This window comes from Flavobacterium sp. ABG, assembly GCF_001027725.1.
Classification (GTDB): domain Bacteria; phylum Bacteroidota; class Bacteroidia; order Flavobacteriales; family Flavobacteriaceae; genus Flavobacterium; species Flavobacterium cupriresistens.
The window spans coordinates 86,390-107,334 of record NZ_LEKS01000004.1; the positions used below are offsets into that span (position 1 = coordinate 86,390).

The window sequence follows — 20,945 nt, forward strand, 5'->3', positions numbered from 1 at the left end:
TTATTACACATAAAAGTGTCTAAATTATAAATTAAGATGGCGGAAATCAAACCTGCTGAAATTTCAGCAATATTAAGAAAGCAAGTAGAAGGTTTTGAATCTGGTGCTACGCTAGAGGAAGTGGGAACAGTACTTCAAGTTGGAGATGGTATTGCTCGTATTTACGGGTTATCTAATGTACAATACGGTGAGTTAGTTGAATTCGATAACGGACTTGAAGCTATTGTATTGAACCTTGAAGAAGACAATGTTGGTGTGGTACTTTTAGGACCATCAACAGGTATCAAAGAAGGATCAACTGCAAAAAGAACACAACGTATCGCTTCTCTTAAAGTAGGTGAGCAAATGGTAGGACGTGTAGTTAACACTCTTGGTTTTCCAATTGATGGAAAAGGACCAATCGGTGGAGACTTATACGAGATGCCGTTAGAAAGAAAAGCTCCTGGAGTTATCTTTCGTCAGCCAGTTACGGAGCCATTACAAACAGGTATTAAGGCAGTAGATGCTATGATCCCGGTTGGTCGTGGACAACGTGAGCTTGTAATCGGTGACCGTCAAACAGGTAAGTCAACTGTTTGTATCGATACAATCTTAAATCAAAAAGAATTTTACGATGCAGGAAAACCTGTATTCTGTATATATGTTGCAATTGGGCAAAAAGCTTCAACTGTAGCAGGAATTGCTAAAATGTTAGAAGAAAAAGGTGCAATGGCGTATACCGTTATTGTTGCAGCTAATGCTTCTGATCCAGCTCCAATGCAAGTTTATGCTCCTTTCGCAGGTGCTGCAATTGGAGAATATTTTAGAGATTCAGGTCGTCCGGCTTTAATTGTTTATGATGATTTATCTAAACAAGCAGTTGCTTACCGTGAGGTTTCTCTTTTATTAAGAAGACCACCGGGACGTGAGGCATATCCTGGAGACGTTTTCTACTTACACTCTCGTTTATTAGAGCGTGCTTGTAAAGTAATTGCTGATGATGGAATTGCTAAAAACATGAATGATTTACCAGACTCTATTAAGCCTATCGTAAAAGGTGGTGGTTCATTAACTGCTTTACCAATTATCGAAACTCAGGCTGGTGACGTTTCTGCTTATATCCCAACAAACGTAATCTCGATTACAGATGGTCAGATTTTCCTTGATGGAGATTTGTTCAACTCTGGAGTACGTCCTGCGATCAACGTTGGTATCTCAGTATCTCGTGTTGGAGGTAATGCACAGATTAAATCTATGAAGAAAGTTTCTGGAACTTTAAAATTAGATCAAGCTCAATTCCGTGAATTAGAAGCTTTTGCTAAATTTGGTTCTGACTTAGATTCTGTTACTTTAAACGTAATTGAAAAAGGAAAAAGAAACGTTGAAATCTTGAAACAAGGTTTAAACGATCCTTATACAGTAGAAAATCAAGTGGCTATTATTTACGCTGGTTCTAAAAACTTATTAAGAAACGTTCCTGTAAATAAAGTAAAAGAATTCGAAGCTGATTTCTTAGCATACTTAAACAGCAAGCATAAAGATACTCTTAATGCTTTAAAAGCTGGTAAGTTAGATGACAACATTACTGATGTTATCGAAAAAGCAGCAAAAGAAATTTCAGCAAAATATAACTAATAAGAGAATTAGTCAATTAGATAATTAGAAAATATCTCCGGATACTTCTGATTATCTAATTTTCAAATTGTCACATTTTCTAATTAATAGATGGCAAATTTAAAGGAAATCCGTAATAGAATTACTTCCGTTTCATCGACGATGCAGATTACATCGGCTATGAAAATGGTTTCTGCTGCAAAGCTTAAGAAAGCACAAGATGCAATCACTGCAATGCGCCCTTATGCCGAGAAATTAACGGAGTTGTTACAAAATCTTTCCGCTACACTTGATGGTGAAGTAGGAGGAGATTATACAACACAACGTGAAGTAAAAAAAGTATTACTTGTTGCGATAACTTCGAACAGAGGTTTATGTGGCGCTTTTAATACTAACATTATTAAAGAGACTAAAAACCGTACTCAGTTTTACGCAGGAAAACAAGTAGATGTTTTTCCTATTGGTAAAAAAGGAAACGATGTTTTAGTTAAAACGCATAAAGTTCACGGTCATCATAATGCAATTTTTGATCATTTAACTTTTGATAATGTTGCTGCAATTGCAGATAACTTAACTGAAAAATTCTTGACAGGAGAGTACGACAGAATCGAATTGATATACAATCAATTTAAAAATGCCGCAACTCAAATCGTTCAGGTTGAGCAATTTTTACCGTTAGCTCCAATTAAATCTGATGTACCGGTTTCAACTGGAGATTATATTTTTGAGCCTTCAAAAGAAGAAATCGTGTTGACTTTGATTCCTAAATCATTGAAAACACAATTATATAAAGGAATTCGTGATTCATTTGCTTCAGAACATGGAGCGCGTATGACAGCCATGCACAAAGCAACTGACAACGCAACTGAATTGAGAAACCAATTAAAATTGACTTACAATAAAGCACGTCAAGCGTCGATTACTAACGAAATCTTAGAGATCGTTGGTGGAGCAGAAGCTTTGAACGGATAATTTATTTAAGAGAAATAAAAAGAGCAGACAGTCATACGATTGTCTGCTCTTTTTTTATAGAACTGTTTTTCTTTCTGTATAATTATAAAATGGTGATTCTCATTTTACTCAAAAAACAAGAATCGACACCATTTTAGAATTGAGTTGCAGAAACCTTAAAATCCGCAATGCTTTGTCTTTTGTGGGAACAAACAAGCTTTATTAGTCCCAATGCTCTGTTTTTGTGGGGTTACAAATCAGCTGTTATCAATCCCTGTTTAGCAAATTTAGAAAAGTATGGATAAAAAGAATTACAGAATTTTTAGCCTTTATTTATATATTTCGCACCATAGGCTGTGAATTATATAACAGGCAATGAAAAAAAAATAAGTATTTTTGTCCTCTATTTTTACACCAATGAAACTACAAATACAAGAACTTACTACGATCCCGGAAATGCTGGCACAAATTGAAACCATGCGATTTCTTTATCCGAATCTAACTGTTGAAAAATACGAAGCTTATCTTTCTGAGATGGTACCGCGTAATTATATCCAAATAGGCGTCTTTGAAGAAGAGCATTGTGTGGGAATTACCGGTTGTTGGACCGCAACTAAATTATGGACTGGTAAATATCTCGAAATAGATAATTTTGTTGTTGATCCTGGGCAGCGATCTAAAGGAATTGGAAAATTATTGACAGATTATATCGAGCAAAAGGCTTTAGATTCTGATTGTAGCAGCATTGTTCTAGATGCTTTTACCGGTAATTTTGCAGCGCATCGTTTCTATTATAATCAAGGTTATGGGCCCAAAGGCTTTCATTTTGTTAAAATTTTGGACGAAACAAAATTAACACACTAAAAAGACCTGCTACGTTTTTTATTGAATCAACAAAAGCAATAATAAACGAAAGAATTGGTTATTTTTGTTTTACGAACTTTATTACAAGTATATTTTGGGATTATATAAAAATCTATTCAAACAAACGGCTATTTATGGACTAGCGACGGTGTTACCGCGAATGCTAAGTTTTTTATTAGTACGCTTGTATACCGGTATTTTACCAACGGCGGAGTACGGGGAAGTTTCTATCGTTTTGTCCTGGATGGTCTTCTTTAACGTAGTGCTTTCTTATGGAATGGAAACGGCATTTTTTAGGTTTTATAGTGCAGAAGACGATAAAAAGAATGTGATTGCTACGGCGACAATATCAATATTCTGGTCTTCAATTGGGTTTTTGTTTGCCGCGTTAATTTTTAGAAATACGCTGGCAAATTGGGCTGAAGTTGACTCACAGTATATTACGTATTCAGTTTGGATTTTAGTTCTGGATGCGTTGGTTTTAGTGCCATTTTCTAAACTTAGAGCCAATCAGAGACCAATGGTTTATGCGGCAATAAAGATTGGAAATGTGGTAATAAACATGGTATTAAATTTTTTCTTTTTAATATACTTACCCAAACTCGCCATCGCAAACCCAAATTCAGTTTGGGATAATTTATATATTGAAAACTTCCAGATCGCTTATATTTTCATAGCGAACTTATTAGCCAGTTTGGCCACTTTTGTTGTATTATCTCCAAATTATCTTTCGCTTGGACGAAAATTCGATCCGGTACTTTGGAAAAAGATGATGAAATATGGTTTACCTATTCTGGTTGCCGGACTTGCGTTTGCTGTTAACGAACATTTTGATAAAATCTTACTAGGTTATTTACTGCCTGAAAATTTGGCTAAATCAGAGGTTGGAGCTTATTCTGCCTGTTACAAGTTAGGTTTGTTTATGGTTTTGTTTGCAACTGCCTTTAGATTGGGTATTGAGCCGTTCTTTTTTAGTCATGCCAAAAACGCCAACGCCCCACAGACCTACGCCGTGATCACGAAGTACTTCGTTATTTTTGGTTCACTGATTTTATTGGGTGTAATTGTTTTTGCAGATTTCCTGAAATTCCTTTTACTGGACAATAAATCCTACTGGGAAGCGATGAAGGTCGTGCCCTTAATTATACTGGCGAATTTCTTCTTAGGAATTTACAACAATTTGTCGGTTTGGTATAAACTGACAGATCAAACCAAAATTGGGGCTTATATCTCTATCGTTGGTGCTATAGTAACGTTGGTTTTGAATTACTTTCTAATTCCAAAATACAGTTATTACGGATCCGCTATTGCAACTATTTCAGCCTACGGAAGTATGATGTTAATATCGTATGTTTTAGGAAATAAATATTACCCGATTCCCTACGACATGAAGAAAATAGGGGCTTATTTAGGAATTTCAATCGCATTTTCTGCTATTTCTTTTTACGGATTTAGAGAGAAATATTACGTTGGAATTCCATTACTTTTAATCTTTATTTATTTTGTTTATCACAATGAAAAAGATACAATCAAAGGAATTATGAATAGAAAATAGAATCGGGTTAAATCCAATTTTATTTTTTTAGAATTTAATATAAAAATGAAAATACAAATTATAAATAAATCACAGCACGACTTACCAAACTACGAAACAATTGCTTCGGCTGGAATGGATTTGCGCGCTAATTTAACAGAATCAATAACTTTAAAACCACTGGAAAGAACCATCGTAAAAACGGGACTTTTTATTGAATTACCAATCGGATATGAAGCACAGGTAAGACCAAGAAGTGGTCTTGCAGCAAAAAAAGGAGTTACGGTTTTAAATTCTCCTGGTACTGTAGATGCGGATTATAGAGGAGAAATAGGTGTAATTTTAGTAAATTTATCAAATGAAGTTTTCGTAATCGAAAACGGAGAAAGAATTGCACAGTTGATTATCGCCAAACATGAAAGAGCAGAATGGGTAGAAGTAGAAGAACTTTCTATAACCTCTAGAGGTGAAGGCGGTTTTGGAAGTACGGGAGTAAAATAATTTACAGTCTCGATTTTCCGTTTATAAACTTTACAACAAACCAAACCAATTGAAGATTTTAAATCTTCCCATAAAAAATAAAAAACAAATGAAAATAATCGTTCCAATGGCAGGTCGTGGATCACGACTTAGACCACATACTTTAACTGTTCCTAAACCATTAATTCCAGTTGCAGGTAAATCAATCGTTCATCGTTTAGTTGAAGACATTGCTGAGATTTTAAAAGAACCAATCGATGAAGTTGCTTTTATTCTTGGAGATCCTGCTTTTTTTGGAGAGGATCTTGTGGAGAGTCTGGAAGAGTTAGCAGGTAGTTTAGGAGCAAAAGCATCTATTTACCGTCAGGACTTACCTTTAGGTACCGGACATGCTATTATGTGTGCAAAAGAATCGTTATCAGGCCCGGCAGTTATTGCCTATGCGGATACTTTAATCAGAGCTGATTTCGAATTAGATCCATCAGCTGATGCGGTAATTTGGGTAAAACAAGTAGAACAACCTGAAGCTTTTGGTGTTGTAAAATTAAACGCAAACAATGAAATTATTGAATTGGTTGAAAAACCAAAAGAGTTTGTGAGCGATTTAGCTGTTATCGGAATTTACTACTTCAAAGAAGTGGGTGATTTGAAAAAAGAACTTCAGAATGTTTTGGACAATAACATCCAAAATGGTGGAGAATATCAGATTAACGACGGAATTAAAGCCATGATGGCAAACGGAAAAGTTTTTAAAACCGGAAGTGTTGATGAATGGATGGATTGCGGAAACAAAGATGTGACTGTTGAAACAAATACGAGAATGCTCGGATTTTTGCATAACGATGGAGAACATTTGGTAGATTTTGATGTGAAATTAGAAAACGCAACAATTATTCCGCCTTGTTATATTGGTGAAAACGTAGTGTTGAAAAACGCAACGGTAGGACCAAACGTTTCATTAGGAAAAGGATGTCATGTGATTGACAGTACCATTAAAAATAGTTTAATACAAACGTTTTCTCAAATAAAAAATGCTAATTTAGACAATGCGATGATTGGAAATCACGTTAGCTATGATGGTAAGTTTACCAGTATTAGTATTGGTGATTATTCGGTTTTAGAATAGACAGGTAGTATTCTTTTGTTTTAAATGAAATTATAAAAATGATGAAAAAGGGAGTTTTAGTAATTTTGTTTTCTGTTTTCTTTGGTAATACAATGTCGGTTGTGGCTCAGACAGAACCGGAGGATATTGCTATGGTTACAGACGAATATAAAGACTCTTTTTTCGAATCATTAAAGCAAAAAGGAATTGAAAATTATGATAAGGCGATCGTTTCGTTGCAGAAATGTATCAAGTTAAAACCCAATGATGCAGTTGCTTATTTCGAACTAGGCAAAAATTATCTGGCTTTAAAAGATTATAAAAATGCCCAGGATTCTTTTGAAAAAGCGACTCAGTTAGATCCAAAAAATAAATGGTTTTGGCTTGGGATTTATGATGTAAGTTTTGAAACTAAAAATTACAATCTCGCAATTGAAACCATTCAAAGAATCATTTTGTTTGATGAAGAGTACAAGGACGATTTGATTTCGATATACATGATAACCAATCAATACGATAAAGCGTTGGTTGCGATTAATGAAATGAACGACAAGTTTGGGAAATCATCAGATCGTGAAATTTATAAAAACCAGATCATGTCTCAGGGGAAATATCAAAATGCAGAGATTGGCAATTTGATTGATCAGATTAAGAAGAACCCAAAAGAAGAATCCAACTATGTAAACCTGATTTTTCTGTATTCGAAAGGAGAAGAAACAGACAAGGCTATAGACGTTGCCAAACAATTGGCAAAAGAAATTCCGACTTCAGATTGGGCGCAGGTCAGTTTGTTTAAAGGGTATTTAGATGCCAATCAGGCTGATAAAGCGATTAAGGCGATGAATGTAATTTTGTCCAGTGCAAAAATTGATTCAAAAATAAAACATCGTACCTTAAATGAATTTTTGATCTATGTGAATAAAAACCCGCAGTACGCTCCGGATCTGGAAAAAGCGATTTCTTATTTTGATAATGATAAAGAAATTGATGTTGCAAAAGAAATAGGAAAGTTTTATCACAGCAAAAATCAATTTGAAAACGCCATTAAGTATTACGAGAAAGATCTAAAATCAAACTCAGATACCGATCGCGAGACCAATTTACTTTTGCTGGAGGCTTATACACAGGCAAAACAATTTGAGCCTATGACAAAAAGAGCCATGTATATGATTGAAGTGTACCCGAGTCAACCGCAATTTTATTATTATGCCGGTTTAGGGAACAATCAATTGAAGCAATTTAAAAATGCAAAAACGGTTTTAGAAATGGGACTGGATTATGTAGTTGACGATATAAAACTGGAATCGAATTTTAATATTCAGTTAGGAGAGGCTTACAATGGGTTAGGAGATGCCAAGAAAAAAGAGGAATACTTTTTGAAGGCAAATGAGTTATTGAAGAAAAAAAAGTAAAGAGTAAATGAAAAAGTATATAATAATACTATCGATGTCCGTTTTTGTGATTTCTTGTAAATCTAAAGCTGTTGCCGTACAAAACAATAAAACGGAAGTAGTTGAGGCAAAAAAAGACAAAAAAGCAATAGAAAAACATTACGATAATAAATTAGATTTTTCAACCGTATACATAAAAGCAAGTGCGAGGTATGTCGATGAAAAACAAAGTCAAAATGTTTCGGCCGAGATAAAAATCGAAAAAGACAAACAGATTTTAATAAGTGTTCGTTTTCTGGGAATTACCATGGCAAAAGCGTTGATAACGCCGACAGCTGTAAGTTATTACGAAAAAATAAACAGTACTTACTACGAAGGCGACTTTACAAGTTTGAGTAAATGGTTGGGTACAGAATTGAATTACAGTAAGGTACAAAATTTATTGGTAGGTGAGGCTTTAGAAGATTTAAGAAAAGGAGACTACACACAAACTATTGTAGAAAACCTCTTTCGTTTGGAAGATCAAAAAGAAGCGAATATCAAAAAAGTATTCTTTCTGGAGCCGGAAAAATATTTGTTGCAAAAGGAACAAATTTCACAACCATCAGAAAACAGAATGTTAGAAATTAAATATTCTGACAGTAAAGTTTTTGATCAGGGAACACTTCCAACTGCAATCGAAATTAATGCGATTCAGCCGAAAGGAAAAACAGATATTAATTTAAATTACAATACTATTTCGTTCAACGAACAACTTTCTTTTCCGTATAGCGTACCAAGTGGCTATAAAAAGGTTATAATTAAGTAAATTTGCAAAAAGAAAAAAGAAACATGCCAAAATTTCTCCTAAGTCTGATTTTTATATGTGCCTCTACAATGCTGTGGGCACAAGATTCGCAACAAGAAAAGCTGGAACAGCGTAAAGCTCAGATTCAGCAAGAAATTAGAGATAATGATAAGATGTTGCAATCCGTAAAGAAAAAAGAAAAATCAGCGGTAAATGTATTTTTAATTCAAGCCAATAAAATTAAGCTGAAAGAAAAGCTGATTAATACTACGGCAAAACAGGAGAAACTTTTAAGTAACGATATGTATATTAACCAAGTTAAGGTTAATAAACTGAAAAAAGAATTGGCGATTCTAAAAGAGGATTATGCCAAGATGATTCTTAAATCGTATAAAAGCCGTTCAGAGCAGAGCAGGGCTATGTTTATTTTATCTTCGGAAAGTTTTTTGCAAGCTTATAAAAGAGCGCAGTATTTAAAACAGTATACGAATTTTAGAAAAAATCAAGGCTTGGAAATTCAATCTAAAACGGCAGAATTAGAAAATTTCAACACAAAACTAAACGGTCAAAGGCAAGTCAAGAAAAAAATTATTGCCGAAAATCAGAAAGAGCGTTCCGCTTTAGAGATTGAGAAAAAAGAGCAACAAAAGCTGGTTAACTCAATCAAAAAAGATAAAAATAAAATCATTGCCGATACCAAAAGCAAGCAGCAGGAAGCAAAAAGAATCGACAGACAAATTGATCGTTTGATTCGTGAAGCTATTGCGGAGGCCAACAGAAAAGCAGCGCTGGAAAGAGCAAAAGAAAATCCGGGATCTACAGCATCAAATGTACCAGTTTCCTCTTCTAAAATTGCATTGACACCGGAAGGAAAAATTTTAGCTGCCGATTTCAAAGCAAACAGAGGAAAATTACCTTGGCCAGTAGAAAAAGGATTTATTTCTCTTGGTTACGGAGATCAGCCGCACCCGCTTTATCCGTCATTAACCGTACACAATTCAGGTGTGGAGATTACGACCGAACAAGGAGCAAATGCCCGTGCCGTATTTGCGGGAGAAGTAGCAAGCATCATGGTTTTATCTCCAATTAACAGGGCCGTTATGATTCAGCATGGAGATTATTTTACCGTATATCAGAATTTAAGTCAGGTATTTGTAAATAAAGGAGATAAAGTAAATATCAAACAAAGTATTGGAAAAGTAAGAACCAGTGGTGATACCGGAAAAACAATCATTAAGTTTCTGATTCTTCAAAATACATCAAATAACAATCCGGAAGGGTGGTTGCAGAATAGATAAAAAAAGGGAGCTCGGCTCCCTTTTTTTATGAACTTTTTTTAATCATATCACTCTAATAAAGGTCTCATCATAGCGATGGTCAAAAAAATGCAACTAAAGATTCCATTATCTGCTAAGGGTATGAATGAAAAACTTTAAAAAAAAGAAGAGTAAAAACACCTTAAAACCACTGCGAATGCAAAAATCAGTCTATTGTTTATTTGAAATGGTATTGATTGAAATTTAAAATAGTATTTTTGCAGTATGGAAACAAATAGACAGAAAAAAATAGGCGGTGTCATCCAAAAAGATTTGGTTGATATTTTGCAAGGTGAAGTGAGAAAAAATGGAATTAATAATTTAGTAATTTCAGTATCCAAAGTAAGTGTTACTTCAGATTTATCGGTTGCTACCGTATATTTAAGCATTTTTCCTCAGGAGAAAGCCAAAGAAACTTTAGAGGGTATAAAATCAAACTCCACTTTAATTAAGCACGATTTATCACAACGCGTTCGTTTGCAATTGCGTCGTGTACCTAATTTGGTATTTTTTATCGATGACTCTTTAGATTATATTGAGAAAATTGACAATGCCTTATCTAACAGAGAAAATCCAATTGAAAATCGTGATCTTTTAGAAAAAAGAAGAAAATCATAAGTTGAATTTCCCATTTTACATAGCCAAGCGTTATATTTTTAGCAGAAGTAAAAACAATGCTATAAATATTATCAATTATATTGCCAGCATGGGGATTATTGTTGGTACGATGGCTTTGTTTGTGGTGTTATCCGTTTTTAGCGGATTAAAAGTATTTAGTCTTTCGTTTACGAATGAAATCGATCCTGATTTAAAAATGACCAGTACCTACGGAAAATCATTTTTGATTACACCCGATCAGGAAAAACAGATTAAAGAAATTAACGGTGTCGTTTCGTATACAAAAATTATTGAGGAACGGGTTTTGTTTCTGTTTAAAGACAAACAACAAGTTACTTACATAAAAGGAGTTGACAGCAACTATGTCGCTGTAAACGATATCAGAAAAAAACTTTTCAACGGACAATGGCTAAAACCGGACACTTATCAGGTAGTCGTTGGTTATGGAATTGCAAGAGATTTTTCGATGGGCATATTAGATTTCGAAAATCCCTTGCAAATATTCGCGCCTAAACCGGGAAAAGGAGCTTTTGAAAATCCCGAAGAAGCGTTTAATAAAACAGATGTTTTACCGGTCGGGATTTATTCCATTAGCGAAGATTTAGATTCAAAATACGTGTTTGCCGACTTAGGTTTAGCACAGGAATTATTGCTGTACAAACCGAATCAGATTTCGGGAATTGAATTTAATATAAAGGAAAATGCCGATGAAAAAGCAATTAACCTTCAATTAGAATCTATTTTCAAAAATAAAATTACTGTAAAAAACAGAGCACAACTTAATGAGTCTCTGTATAAAATGCTCAATACCGAAAATATAGCGGTTTATCTCATTTTCACGCTTGTGATTATTGTGGCACTTTTTAATTTGATCGGGGCTTTGATTATGATGATTTTAGATAAAAAAGGAAATCTTAAAACCCTTTTTAATCTGGGTACGGAAATCAATCATCTGAGAAAAATATTTTTACTTCAGGGAACATTACTAAGTGTTTTTGGTGGCGTTATTGGCCTTGTGCTGGGTATTATCCTGGTCGTACTGCAACAACAGTATGAGTTAATTATGATTACACCAACTTTGGCGTATCCGGTCGTTTTTACTTTAGAAAACGTACTGATCGTAATGGGAACCATTATTTCTCTTGGTTTTGTAGCTTCTTTAATTGCCAGTAGCCGGGTAAGTAAAAGACTATTAGATTAGTGTTTTCTTAGTAAGAAAATAATACCTATATTTATCGTCTTAAAAATTCAAGTTTATGATTGTTTCTGCCTAGTCCTATTTTTATTTTTTTAGAATAATTAGGATACTTACGTTTTTTTTCTTCAGTTCAGGTCTTTGCATCTGGGCTCATTTTTACATTTATCTTAATATATCATGACAGAAACAACCATAAAGAAGAGTTTATTTTCTAAAATTTTCACCACATTAAAATTAGCAATCAAAGGAGACGAGTCTTTTGATTATACCGAAGGAAGCATTAAAAAAGCAGTCATATTACTAGCCATACCGATGGTTTTAGAAATGATGATGGAATCGGTATTTGCGCTTGTCGATTTGTACTTCGTCGGCCATTTGGAGCACAGTAGTTTTGCTATACAAACCGTTGGTTTAACAGAATCAGTCATTACAATTGTATACTCGATTGCAATAGGAATTAGTATGGCAGCAACAGCTGTTGTAGCGAGACGTATTGGAGAGAAAGATCCGATTGCAGCTGCAAAAGCTGGAATGCAGGCTATAATTATCGCTTTTGTAATCAACAGTGTAATGAGTATTTTAGGTTTTATTTATGCCAAAGATATTCTGATATTCATGGGAGCCTCAGTTGATGCGGCTGAACATGGCTATCGATTTACCCAAATTATGATCGGCGGAAGTTTATGTATCATGCTTTTGTTTTTGATTAACGGAATTTTTCGTGGTGCCGGAAATGCGGCTATTGCCATGAAAAGTCTTTGGTTGGCCAATATTTGCAATATCATTTTATGTCCAATTTTGATTAACGGCTTTGGCCCAATTCCCGCGTTTGGACTTACTGGTGCCGCGATAGCAACTACCTTAGGAAGAAGTATCGGGGTATTTTACCAATTGTATCATTTGTTTTTTGGGAAAGGCGTTCTGAGAATTTATGCAGCCTATTTTATTCCTGACTTTACACAAATAAAAGCATTGGTAAAAATTGCTGCTCCGGGTGTTTTACAATTTGTAATTGCCTCTTGCAGCTGGATTTTTCTGGCGCAATTGGTAGCAACAACAGGAGGTGATCACGGCTCTGCCGGATATCAGACGGCTCTTAGAATTATGATGTTTTTTATACTTCCGGCCTGGGGACTTAGTAATGCAGCGGCCACTTTGGTTGGACAAAATTTAGGCGCTAAGCGAATTGATCGCGCCGAGAAATCGGTTATGACAACAGCGAAGTACAATGTCATTTTTATGGCAACAATTATGGTAGTTACATTAGTTTTGGGAAAATATATTATTTCTTTTTTCACCAATGACGAAAGTGTAAAAACCATTGCAGTCGAGGCTTTACAAATTATGAGTATTGGTTTTGTATTCTACGGAATCGGAATGGTTTTAATAAACACATTCAACGGAGCAGGAGATACGTGGACACCAACGGGAATTAATTTCTTTGGATTTTGGTTGTTCCAGATACCATTGGCTTTTTTACTGGCAAAGCACTACCAGATGGGACCAACAGGTGTTTTCATCGCAATTCCGGTTGCTGAAACCGCTATAACATTGGCAGGTATTTTCTTTTACAAACGTGGAAAGTGGAAACGTGTTCAGGTGTAAGTTTTATTTTTGTACAATATTTCTTAATCAGTCTCGTTAGAATTGATTAATAAACCAAAAAATAAACTAGCATGAAAACCAGCACCAAAATTTTAGGAATCCTTAGTACAGTATTATTATTTACCCTTTTTGCTTTTAAACCTGCTGCAGAAAAAAGAGTAATTGTTATTGACGCAGGTCATGGTGGTCATGATTTTGGTGTAGCGATGTATGGTTTTCAGGAAAAGATCATTTCAGAAACGATTGCTAAAAAAGTAAAAGAACTCAATAAAGATGCTAATCTCGAAATCGTATTACTTCGTGATGGGGATCATTTTATGGAATTTAGCGAAAGAGTTTCCATAATCAATAACATCAAACCTGAATTGGTTATTTCATTGCATATCAATTCTTCGAAAAGTTTTGAAACCAACGGAGTCGACGCTTATATCACATCAAGAGAAGAGTTTCACGGAAAGTCAAAAGAAAAAGCAGAGAAGATCCTTACGGAAGTTTCGGGAGAAAATCTTTTGAAAAGAAGAATAAACGAAGCTCCTTTTTATATATTGAAAAATGCTAATTGTCCTGCCGTACTGTTAGAGATGGGATTTTTGTCTAACGAAAAAGACAGAGCTTACATCACCAGTGAAAGCGGGCAAAATGAGGTGGCTGCTAAAATTTTGGAATCAATAAAGTAATAGGAAACATTTAATGTTCTGTGAATAATCTTGATTTCTGGGTCTGTTTCTTTTAAAGATTTGTTGACAGATATACTTTTTATTTACGTTTATTAAGTATCGTTAGATAGGTGTGTCAATTGTGGTACTTCTGAGCTATAGTTCATAACAAGAAAGGAATTACAAAGATTATAATGTGTTTTTGATTCTTAAATTTTGCTTAACTCAAATTATGAGCCATCCAAATTACTAAAGTTTGGATGGCTCATTTTACTTAATTTTGAGATGAAAAGATTTGTTAATCTTTGCCAATTACTTTAATTCGAATTACTGTAAGATTTCCGTATTTTTCTGCATCTTCTTTTGTCCAAAATAGTTCTTTGTCTTTTGATCTTTTTTCAAATACCCAATCAATTGGCTCTTTTACGTAGATAAATAAGCCGATGTTGTTTTTTTCTATTATACTCCCATTTTTAAATGCGTGCGGATCGGTAAAATAAAAAGAGAAATAGGGCTGTTCACCTAGAGTTGCCCAGGCAGTTTTTATTTCCGGTTTTATTTCTTTTAGCAAATTTTTCAAAGGTTTATTTAGAAACTGCTGTTCATTTTCTTTTAGTTTATGCGTATCGGTTGGTGTTTGTACCATCTGTTGTGCAGTACAACTATAGTTTATTAAAAACCATACTATTGCTACTATTTTGATCGTATTTTTCAACGTTTTAATCTTTGCCAATTACTTTAATTCGAATTACTGTTAGATTACTGTATTTTTCAACGTCTTCTTTTGTCCACTTTAATTCTATTTCTTTAGGCCTTTTACCATTACTCCATTCCTCAATTGGTTCTTTTACATACACGACTAGACTTAAATGATTCTGACCTATTCCTTTATTATTTAATTCCTGAATGTCAATGAACCTAAACACAAAATATGATGGAGCATCTAAAGTTCCGAAAGCTATTTTTATTTCGGGTTTAATTTCTTTTAATAAATTTTTTAAAGGTTTGTTAAGAAATTGTATTTCATTTGTTTTTAATTTATAAGCATCGTTAGGCGTTTGTACCATTTGTTGTGCTTGACAACTAGTATTTGTTATCAAGAATAAGATTGCAACTATTTTAAATATTTTTTTCATTTTTTTTTCATTTTAAATTAGATTAATTACAAGGTATTGCAGTATATTTTTTTGATCCATTTGTTTGTGTTGTTTCTTGAATTTTAACAGGATTAAAATCTCCACTTTCATCTTGTTTCATCAAGGTAATACCAGCATTATTTTTATCTAGAATAAAAGCTATAGCCGTTGTTTTTCCTTGATTCGATTGCCCTGTATATGACCTCATATCTAACATTTGATTAAAAATAACGTCTGGGAATTCAGGAGGATAAATAGGTGATATATCGGCAGGATAAGCTTTTACAAATGCTTTTGCCGCCTCTAAATCGTTAACGACAATAGCGTAAACCTCTCCGTCTGTTGCAATAAAAGAAGTGTTAAAGAAAGGGCTCTTTTCATGTAAAGTAATGGTGGCATAAATATCCCATGCTGATAGTGGGGTTTTGTTCGGATGGTTGTGTATAGAGGCAAATGCACCGGGGTAAGTAGCGTTTATCTTTACATCATTTGTCCCCCCGTTGTTCATAGGAGCCTGGCTTATCTCATTATAAGTACTTCTACCCAAGGTAATGCTGTGCTCTTTACCGTCTGCACTTGCGGCAAGTATTTTGGCCAAAGCCGTTTTAAAAGCGTTGCTTTTTGCGTCTGAATTGGTTTGCTTGGCAGTTTCACATGGATCCGGACTGTAATGTTGAGGATTTGAGTTTCCCCCTCCACCGCCGTCTGATGACCCCCACATATAACTCATGTCAGCTGAACTTTCAGGGCTTGCCCCACCTGAAGCCCAGTCAAAATATTCAACATCCAAAGCATATGATTTGTGATATCGGTTAATAATGATAACCTCACGTAATTCTATCTCACCACCAGTACTTTTACTGATTCGTTTTTCTGCTCCAAAATACTGTATAACCAAAAGGCCATTTTCTACTTTAAAACCAGTAATCAGACTACCGTCAATTCTATAAAGAAATAGTTTTCCCGAGAAAAATTCAGTTGATACCTTTTGATCCGGAGTCATTTTTACTATAGCCGATTTCAGTACATTGTGTACCTTAAGTAGAACTAGTCGGGTGGTGCTTTCTTTTTCTGTTGAGAATACGGGTATTACCGTCATAAACTGATCGCTGTTTATTATTTTTTCCTGAGTTATATTTGCTGTATCGGGCGACAAAACAGTTTTTTTACTTGTTGTTGCGTCTGTTGTTATAGCATGCTCTTTTAGAAACCCAAGAGTTTCATCAATACTGACGGTTTTTATGTTTTTGTTCTGTTCTGTATTGTTTTCTTCTTTCTGACAATTAGTTAGTGTCATTGTCAGGAATAAAAATAGTAGTAATTTGTGGATTTTGGGTTTGCTTTTTTCTATCCGGCTCATAGTTAGTTGAGTTTAAGATTTTTCTTGTTTTGATCAAAAATAGGATAAAAATTACAAAGAACAAGTGTAAGAGCGAATAGTTTTTTTCTGAGAAGAATGTTTTTCATGTCAATTTAATAACATAAAAAAAGACCTTCATTTTTGAAGGTCTTTTTACTTTTAAACAAATTCGTATCCGGCATAAACGTCTTTAATTTCATCCATAATTGCGAATAAAATTTCAGGTTCATCGGTTGTAACCAATTTTTGTTTGTATTCTTTAAAAGAGTGAATTCCTTTGAAATAATTAGTATAATGACGACGCATTTCTACAATTCCCAAACGCTGGCCTTTCCAGTCCATAGACCATTGCAGGTGGTTTCTGGCGGCTTCAACGCGATCTCCGACTGTTGGAGCAGCTAAGTGTTCACCGGTATTAAAATAATGCTTGATTTCGTTAAAAATCCATGGATAACCAATGGCAGCACGACCAATCATGATACCGTCAATACCGTATTCGTTTTTATATTTTAATGCTTTTTCGGGGCTGTCGATATCGCCGTTTCCGAAAATGGGCATTGTAATTCTTGGGTTGTTTTTTACACGTGCAATATGTGACCAGTCGGCATGACCTTTATACATTTGGGCACGGGTTCTGGCGTGAATGGTTAGAGCCTGAACGCCAATATCCTGAAGCCTTTCGGCAACTTCATCGATATTGATAGAGTTGTCATCCCAGCCTAAACGTGTTTTTACGGTTACCGGTAAATCAGTACTGCGAATAACAGCTTTGGTCAAACGCACCATCAAGTCAACATCTTTTAAAACTCCCGCACCGGCACCTTTACAAACTACTTTTTTTACAGGACATCCAAAATTGATATCTACTAAATCGGGTTTTACGGCAGAAACAATTTTAGACGAAAGGGCCATTGCTTCTTCATCACCACCAAAAATCTGAATACCAACCGGACGTTCGTAATCAAAAATATCCAACTTCATTCTACTTTTAATAGCATCACGAATCAATCCTTCCGACGAAATAAACTCAGAGTACATTAAGTCAGCGCCATGCGTTTTGCATAATCTGCGAAACGGCGGATCGCTCACGTCTTCCATCGGTGCTAGTAATAAAGGAAATTCGGGTAATTCTATGTTGCCAATCTTGACCATCTTCAATATTTTGTGCAAAATTACAACTTTTAGTTTAATTGATTGCTATTTAGAGGGGCAAAGGGAGAAAGGGGTAAAGCTGTGGGTTAGTTTCACCATATAAGTGATGTAAGTCCAGTGAAGTAGAAGGGAGCTACAAACGTTACTTTCACCATATAAGTGATGCAAGTTCAACGAGCCAAAACACCTAGTTTATATGAACTTACATCACTTATATGGTTTTAAAAAAACCTAAACAGTTGTCTTCCTAAAATCAAAAAAGCGAATAGGTTTTCTGCTCATTGGGTTAAAAACCAATGGGTTTAAAACTTCTTTTGAAGCGAATTCAATTTTTGGAGTAACCCTTAATTTAGCTCTGAAATGGTCTTTTATTTCCTGTAAAAACTCAGGAGTCTGATTTTTTACGGCTATTTTTATAAGGATTTCATCAGTTCCCAAATCATTGGTAGAGATCTCAATAAGATGATTTTCTATATTGTCGAAATCGCTTAACACATCATTCATTGCCGGCGGATAAAGGGTTGTTCCTTTATATTTAATCATTTGTTTTTTACGGCCAATCACCGGACCAACTCGAAAAGTGTTTCTTCCGCAAGCGCAAGGTTCATCATGAAGCTGTACAATGTCTCCGGTTTTAAAACGCAGTAACGGCATGGCTTCAATGCCCAAAGTAGTAAAGGTCAATTCGCCTGCTTCGCCATTTTTTACGGGATTGTTATTTTCGTCCAGAACTTCCGTAATGATTAGTTCCGGATGGTGATGCCCTCCGATTCCATGCTCGCACTCTGTAAAAGCGGTACTCATTTCTGTAGAAGCATAAGTCGAAAACAACTGAATATTCCATTGATCTGTTATTTTTTTGGATAACGTATTCATTGAAAAATCTTGATTTCTCAACGATTCTCCAATGCAAATAGCGCCTTTTATGCTGGAGTTGTTATAATCTATTCCGTGAATTTCGGCATATTCAATCAATTTCAATAAAAAAGAAGGAACCGTTATTAAGTAAGAAGGTTTGTATTTTAAAATAGAATCCCATTGTAATTCCGGGATTCCTGCGCCTACCCGAATGACACCTACCTTAAGTTTTCGCAATCCTAAAAAGTAGGCTAAACCAGCCATAAATTTACGGTCAATTGTCGTCATAAGTTGCACAACATCTCCTTCTGCGATTCCGGCACAGGCAAACGAAATGGCTTCGTTATAAGCCAATCGGTCCAAGTCCGAATCGGTTAAACCAAAAGTTACAGGATCACCTAAAGTCCCTGAAGTTGAGGCGTAATCGATAATTTTATGTTGCGGTACACATAAAAAATCATCATTGTATTGCTGTAAATCTTCTTTTGTAGTTACGGGTAAATGTTGTAAATCTTCAAGCGTTTTTATTTTTGAAATGTCAATATTCTGTCCTGAAAAAAGTCTTTTGTAAAAGGGAGAATGTTGACTGACATAGGCTAAAAGGGCGGCTAATTTTTGCTCTTGAAAAATTTTAATTTGTTCTAAAGAATCCTTTTCTATTGATGGAATCATGTTCATTTTCTTTTGAGTTTTTTTAAATATTTTTCAATTGCCAGTTTTTGAGGAACTGTTGTCACTTCTTTGGTCAATGCTTTCTCAAAGTTTTCCTGTGCAAGTCTAAAGTATTTCTTTTGGTAAAAATACAACCCTGCTTTATAATACACAACCCAATAATCAGGGTTTAATGATTGATATTGTTGAATAAAATCAAAAGGGATTTTTGTTTTATTTTTTAGGTATACATCTATTTTATGATCTTCAGTTTTAAACTTTTTGTAGTTTTTAAAGGCTGTTGTTTGTAAAAAAGGATCTTTGGCAATGTTCCGGTTTTCTTCTTCAAACGAAAGAAGAGGATTTGTTTTCCTTTCTTTAAAAACAGAATCTAAATTGTAACAGACAAACTCGCCTAATTGATACGGATTTGCTGAAATCCAAACCGTTTTTTCTTTCGGTTTGAAAATAATTCCATGATGCGCCATCAACTGATTTAGTGCTTTTTCATTGCCATAACCTAAGGTGCTATTTTGTAAACCTTCTTTGTTTCTGAGAATTTCGGAAGCAATTTGAGGGTTAATTTTTGTGTTTTGACTAAGGAGCTCCTGCATTCTTTCAAAACGATATTCCGAGTGACTGTTGGCAATTTGAAATTGATTTCGTTTATCATCTTTAAAAGCAGCACTCTGAAAATGATTGGAACAAATTAATTGATCACTGTTGGGAACATCGTACACATCCATCTTTTTCGGGGAGACTTCAATCAGAATAGCTTTGTTATCATGTGCACTTCCAACCATGATGGATTCTGAAACAAATACGTTTCTTTTTTTGACAATTGCAATGGCTTCCTCTATATTTTGTGCGTGTTGTAAAATCTCTCTGGTTAGAATAGAAATTGGTGTTTTGGCACTCAAAGGAATTTTCGATTTTCCGGCATTTATGGTTACGGTAAGTCCTTCTTTATTCATTCCCGAAACAGCCCCAATCATTCCGGGCCAGGTTACCATCATAAAAGGATATCCTTCTTTTGGATTAATAAAGGCAACTATTTTATTTTCTGCGAAAGCCTCATTGACATAAAAATCAAAATTGCGTCCCAGAATCAGATTTCCGTCTTCCGATTTTTCATTCCAGGCAGCAAAAGAGGAACAACCAACTAAAGCTAAATCCTGCAAGGCATGGCCAATATCATGTGCTCCATGCAGGTACAAATTGCGCTGATATTGTGGCGCCAGATTGTCAAAAGTATGCGACGTATATTGCGAAATACCATAGATTTCGGCCTGATATTCGTTAGGAACATTGAGATATAATTTTCGATTGTACCATTTTAGAAAATTACGAAGCAAGTTTTGCTGGAATTTAGAGGGAACAATATCTTCAATTCGGGAGAAAAAAATCTGCTCCTGTTTTTTTAAAAGGGAATCTGTTAAAGCACCGGTGCTAAGACCGATTTCAAGCGGATCTCCTTCGACATACAATTCCCAAAGACCTTGTTTATTTTTTAAAAACGAATTTCTTCCGGATACAAAAGCACTGTCCGATTGTTTTGTCACTATCGGTTTTGTTGCATTATAACGGGCAACATCAGGTAAATGATGTTTTGATTTTGAGATACCACAAGAAGTTAGCAGCATCGAAATACCGATAAAGAAAAGAAGTATTCTTCTGCTTTTCATAATGC

General features: G+C 34.9%; 19 protein-coding genes. 13 read left to right on the top strand and 6 right to left on the bottom strand.

Features of this window, described 5'->3' with window-relative positions:
* The first annotated feature begins 36 nt into the window (after nt 1-36).
* The 13 genes from atpA (at nt 37) to AB674_RS05705 (ending at nt 14,119) form a co-directional block, all read left to right on the top strand.
* The gene (atpA, locus tag AB674_RS05645; protein WP_047774652.1) at nt 37-1,614 is read left to right on the top strand and encodes a F0F1 ATP synthase subunit alpha; all 1,578 of its coding nucleotides are present in this window, start codon (nt 37-39) and stop codon (nt 1,612-1,614) included.
* Nucleotides 1,615-1,704: 90 nt separating this feature from the next.
* Nucleotides 1,705-2,565 carry an ATP synthase F1 subunit gamma gene (gene atpG / locus AB674_RS05650; protein ID WP_047774654.1) on the top strand — a complete coding sequence of 287 codons (861 nt, stop codon included), beginning with the start codon at nt 1,705-1,707 and terminating at the stop codon, nt 2,563-2,565.
* Between the two features lie 396 nt (nt 2,566-2,961).
* Entirely contained in the window at nt 2,962-3,408 is a 447-nt protein-coding gene (locus AB674_RS05655) for a GNAT family N-acetyltransferase (protein ID WP_047774656.1), read from the top strand.
* Nucleotides 3,409-3,502: 94 nt separating this feature from the next.
* Complete coding sequence (locus tag AB674_RS05660) at nt 3,503-4,963, top strand: lipopolysaccharide biosynthesis protein (RefSeq protein WP_047774658.1); 1,461 nt, start codon at nt 3,503-3,505, stop codon at nt 4,961-4,963.
* A gap of 45 nt (nt 4,964-5,008) precedes the next feature.
* Nucleotides 5,009-5,443, top strand: a complete 435-nt coding sequence (gene dut, locus AB674_RS05665; protein WP_047774659.1) for a dUTP diphosphatase — start codon at nt 5,009-5,011, stop codon at nt 5,441-5,443.
* A gap of 88 nt (nt 5,444-5,531) precedes the next feature.
* Nucleotides 5,532-6,548, top strand: coding sequence for a sugar phosphate nucleotidyltransferase (locus AB674_RS05670; RefSeq protein ID WP_047774661.1), 1,017 nt, complete (start codon nt 5,532-5,534; stop codon nt 6,546-6,548).
* Nucleotides 6,549-6,589: 41 nt separating this feature from the next.
* Complete coding sequence (locus tag AB674_RS05675; protein WP_047774663.1) at nt 6,590-7,939, top strand: tetratricopeptide repeat protein; 1,350 nt, start codon at nt 6,590-6,592, stop codon at nt 7,937-7,939.
* 7 nt (nt 7,940-7,946) lie between these two features.
* Nucleotides 7,947-8,726: a DUF4292 domain-containing protein gene (locus AB674_RS05680; protein ID WP_047774665.1), complete on the top strand. Its 780-nt coding sequence runs from the start codon at nt 7,947-7,949 to the stop codon at nt 8,724-8,726.
* Between the two features lie 23 nt (nt 8,727-8,749).
* Nucleotides 8,750-10,003, top strand: coding sequence for a murein hydrolase activator EnvC family protein (locus AB674_RS05685; RefSeq protein WP_047774667.1), 1,254 nt, complete (start codon nt 8,750-8,752; stop codon nt 10,001-10,003).
* Nucleotides 10,004-10,246: 243 nt separating this feature from the next.
* Nucleotides 10,247-10,639 carry a 30S ribosome-binding factor RbfA gene (gene rbfA / locus AB674_RS05690; RefSeq protein WP_047774669.1) on the top strand — a complete coding sequence of 131 codons (393 nt, stop codon included), beginning with the start codon at nt 10,247-10,249 and terminating at the stop codon, nt 10,637-10,639.
* 1 nt (nt 10,640) lies between these two features.
* Nucleotides 10,641-11,840, top strand: a complete 1,200-nt coding sequence (locus AB674_RS05695) for an ABC transporter permease (protein ID WP_047774671.1) — start codon at nt 10,641-10,643, stop codon at nt 11,838-11,840.
* A gap of 174 nt (nt 11,841-12,014) precedes the next feature.
* The gene (locus AB674_RS05700) at nt 12,015-13,442 is read left to right on the top strand and encodes an MATE family efflux transporter (protein ID WP_047774672.1); all 1,428 of its coding nucleotides are present in this window, start codon (nt 12,015-12,017) and stop codon (nt 13,440-13,442) included.
* A gap of 71 nt (nt 13,443-13,513) precedes the next feature.
* Nucleotides 13,514-14,119 (top strand): N-acetylmuramoyl-L-alanine amidase, encoded by a 606-nt coding sequence (locus tag AB674_RS05705; protein ID WP_053004205.1) that lies wholly within the window; start codon nt 13,514-13,516, stop codon nt 14,117-14,119.
* Between the two features lie 277 nt (nt 14,120-14,396).
* Here AB674_RS05705 and AB674_RS05710 read toward each other — a convergent pair whose 3' ends face one another.
* From AB674_RS05710 to AB674_RS05735, 6 genes are all read right to left on the bottom strand, one after another.
* Nucleotides 14,397-14,813 carry a hypothetical protein gene (locus tag AB674_RS05710; protein WP_082210600.1) on the bottom strand — a complete coding sequence of 139 codons (417 nt, stop codon included), beginning with the start codon at nt 14,811-14,813 and terminating at the stop codon, nt 14,397-14,399.
* A 4-nt stretch (nt 14,814-14,817) separates the two neighbouring features.
* Nucleotides 14,818-15,234 (bottom strand): hypothetical protein, encoded by a 417-nt coding sequence (locus AB674_RS05715; RefSeq protein ID WP_047774675.1) that lies wholly within the window; start codon nt 15,232-15,234, stop codon nt 14,818-14,820.
* 22 nt (nt 15,235-15,256) lie between these two features.
* Nucleotides 15,257-16,594 (bottom strand): hypothetical protein, encoded by a 1,338-nt coding sequence (locus AB674_RS05720; RefSeq protein WP_131701516.1) that lies wholly within the window; start codon nt 16,592-16,594, stop codon nt 15,257-15,259.
* A gap of 159 nt (nt 16,595-16,753) precedes the next feature.
* Entirely contained in the window at nt 16,754-17,746 is a 993-nt protein-coding gene (gene dusB / locus AB674_RS05725; protein ID WP_047774678.1) for a tRNA dihydrouridine synthase DusB, read from the bottom strand.
* Between the two features lie 231 nt (nt 17,747-17,977).
* Nucleotides 17,978-19,276 carry a phenylacetate--CoA ligase family protein gene (locus AB674_RS05730; RefSeq protein ID WP_082210601.1) on the bottom strand — a complete coding sequence of 433 codons (1,299 nt, stop codon included), beginning with the start codon at nt 19,274-19,276 and terminating at the stop codon, nt 17,978-17,980.
* A gap of 2 nt (nt 19,277-19,278) precedes the next feature.
* Complete coding sequence (locus AB674_RS05735) at nt 19,279-20,940, bottom strand: acyl-CoA--6-aminopenicillanic acid acyl-transferase (protein WP_047774682.1); 1,662 nt, start codon at nt 20,938-20,940, stop codon at nt 19,279-19,281.
* Between the last annotated feature and the right edge of the window lie 5 nt (nt 20,941-20,945).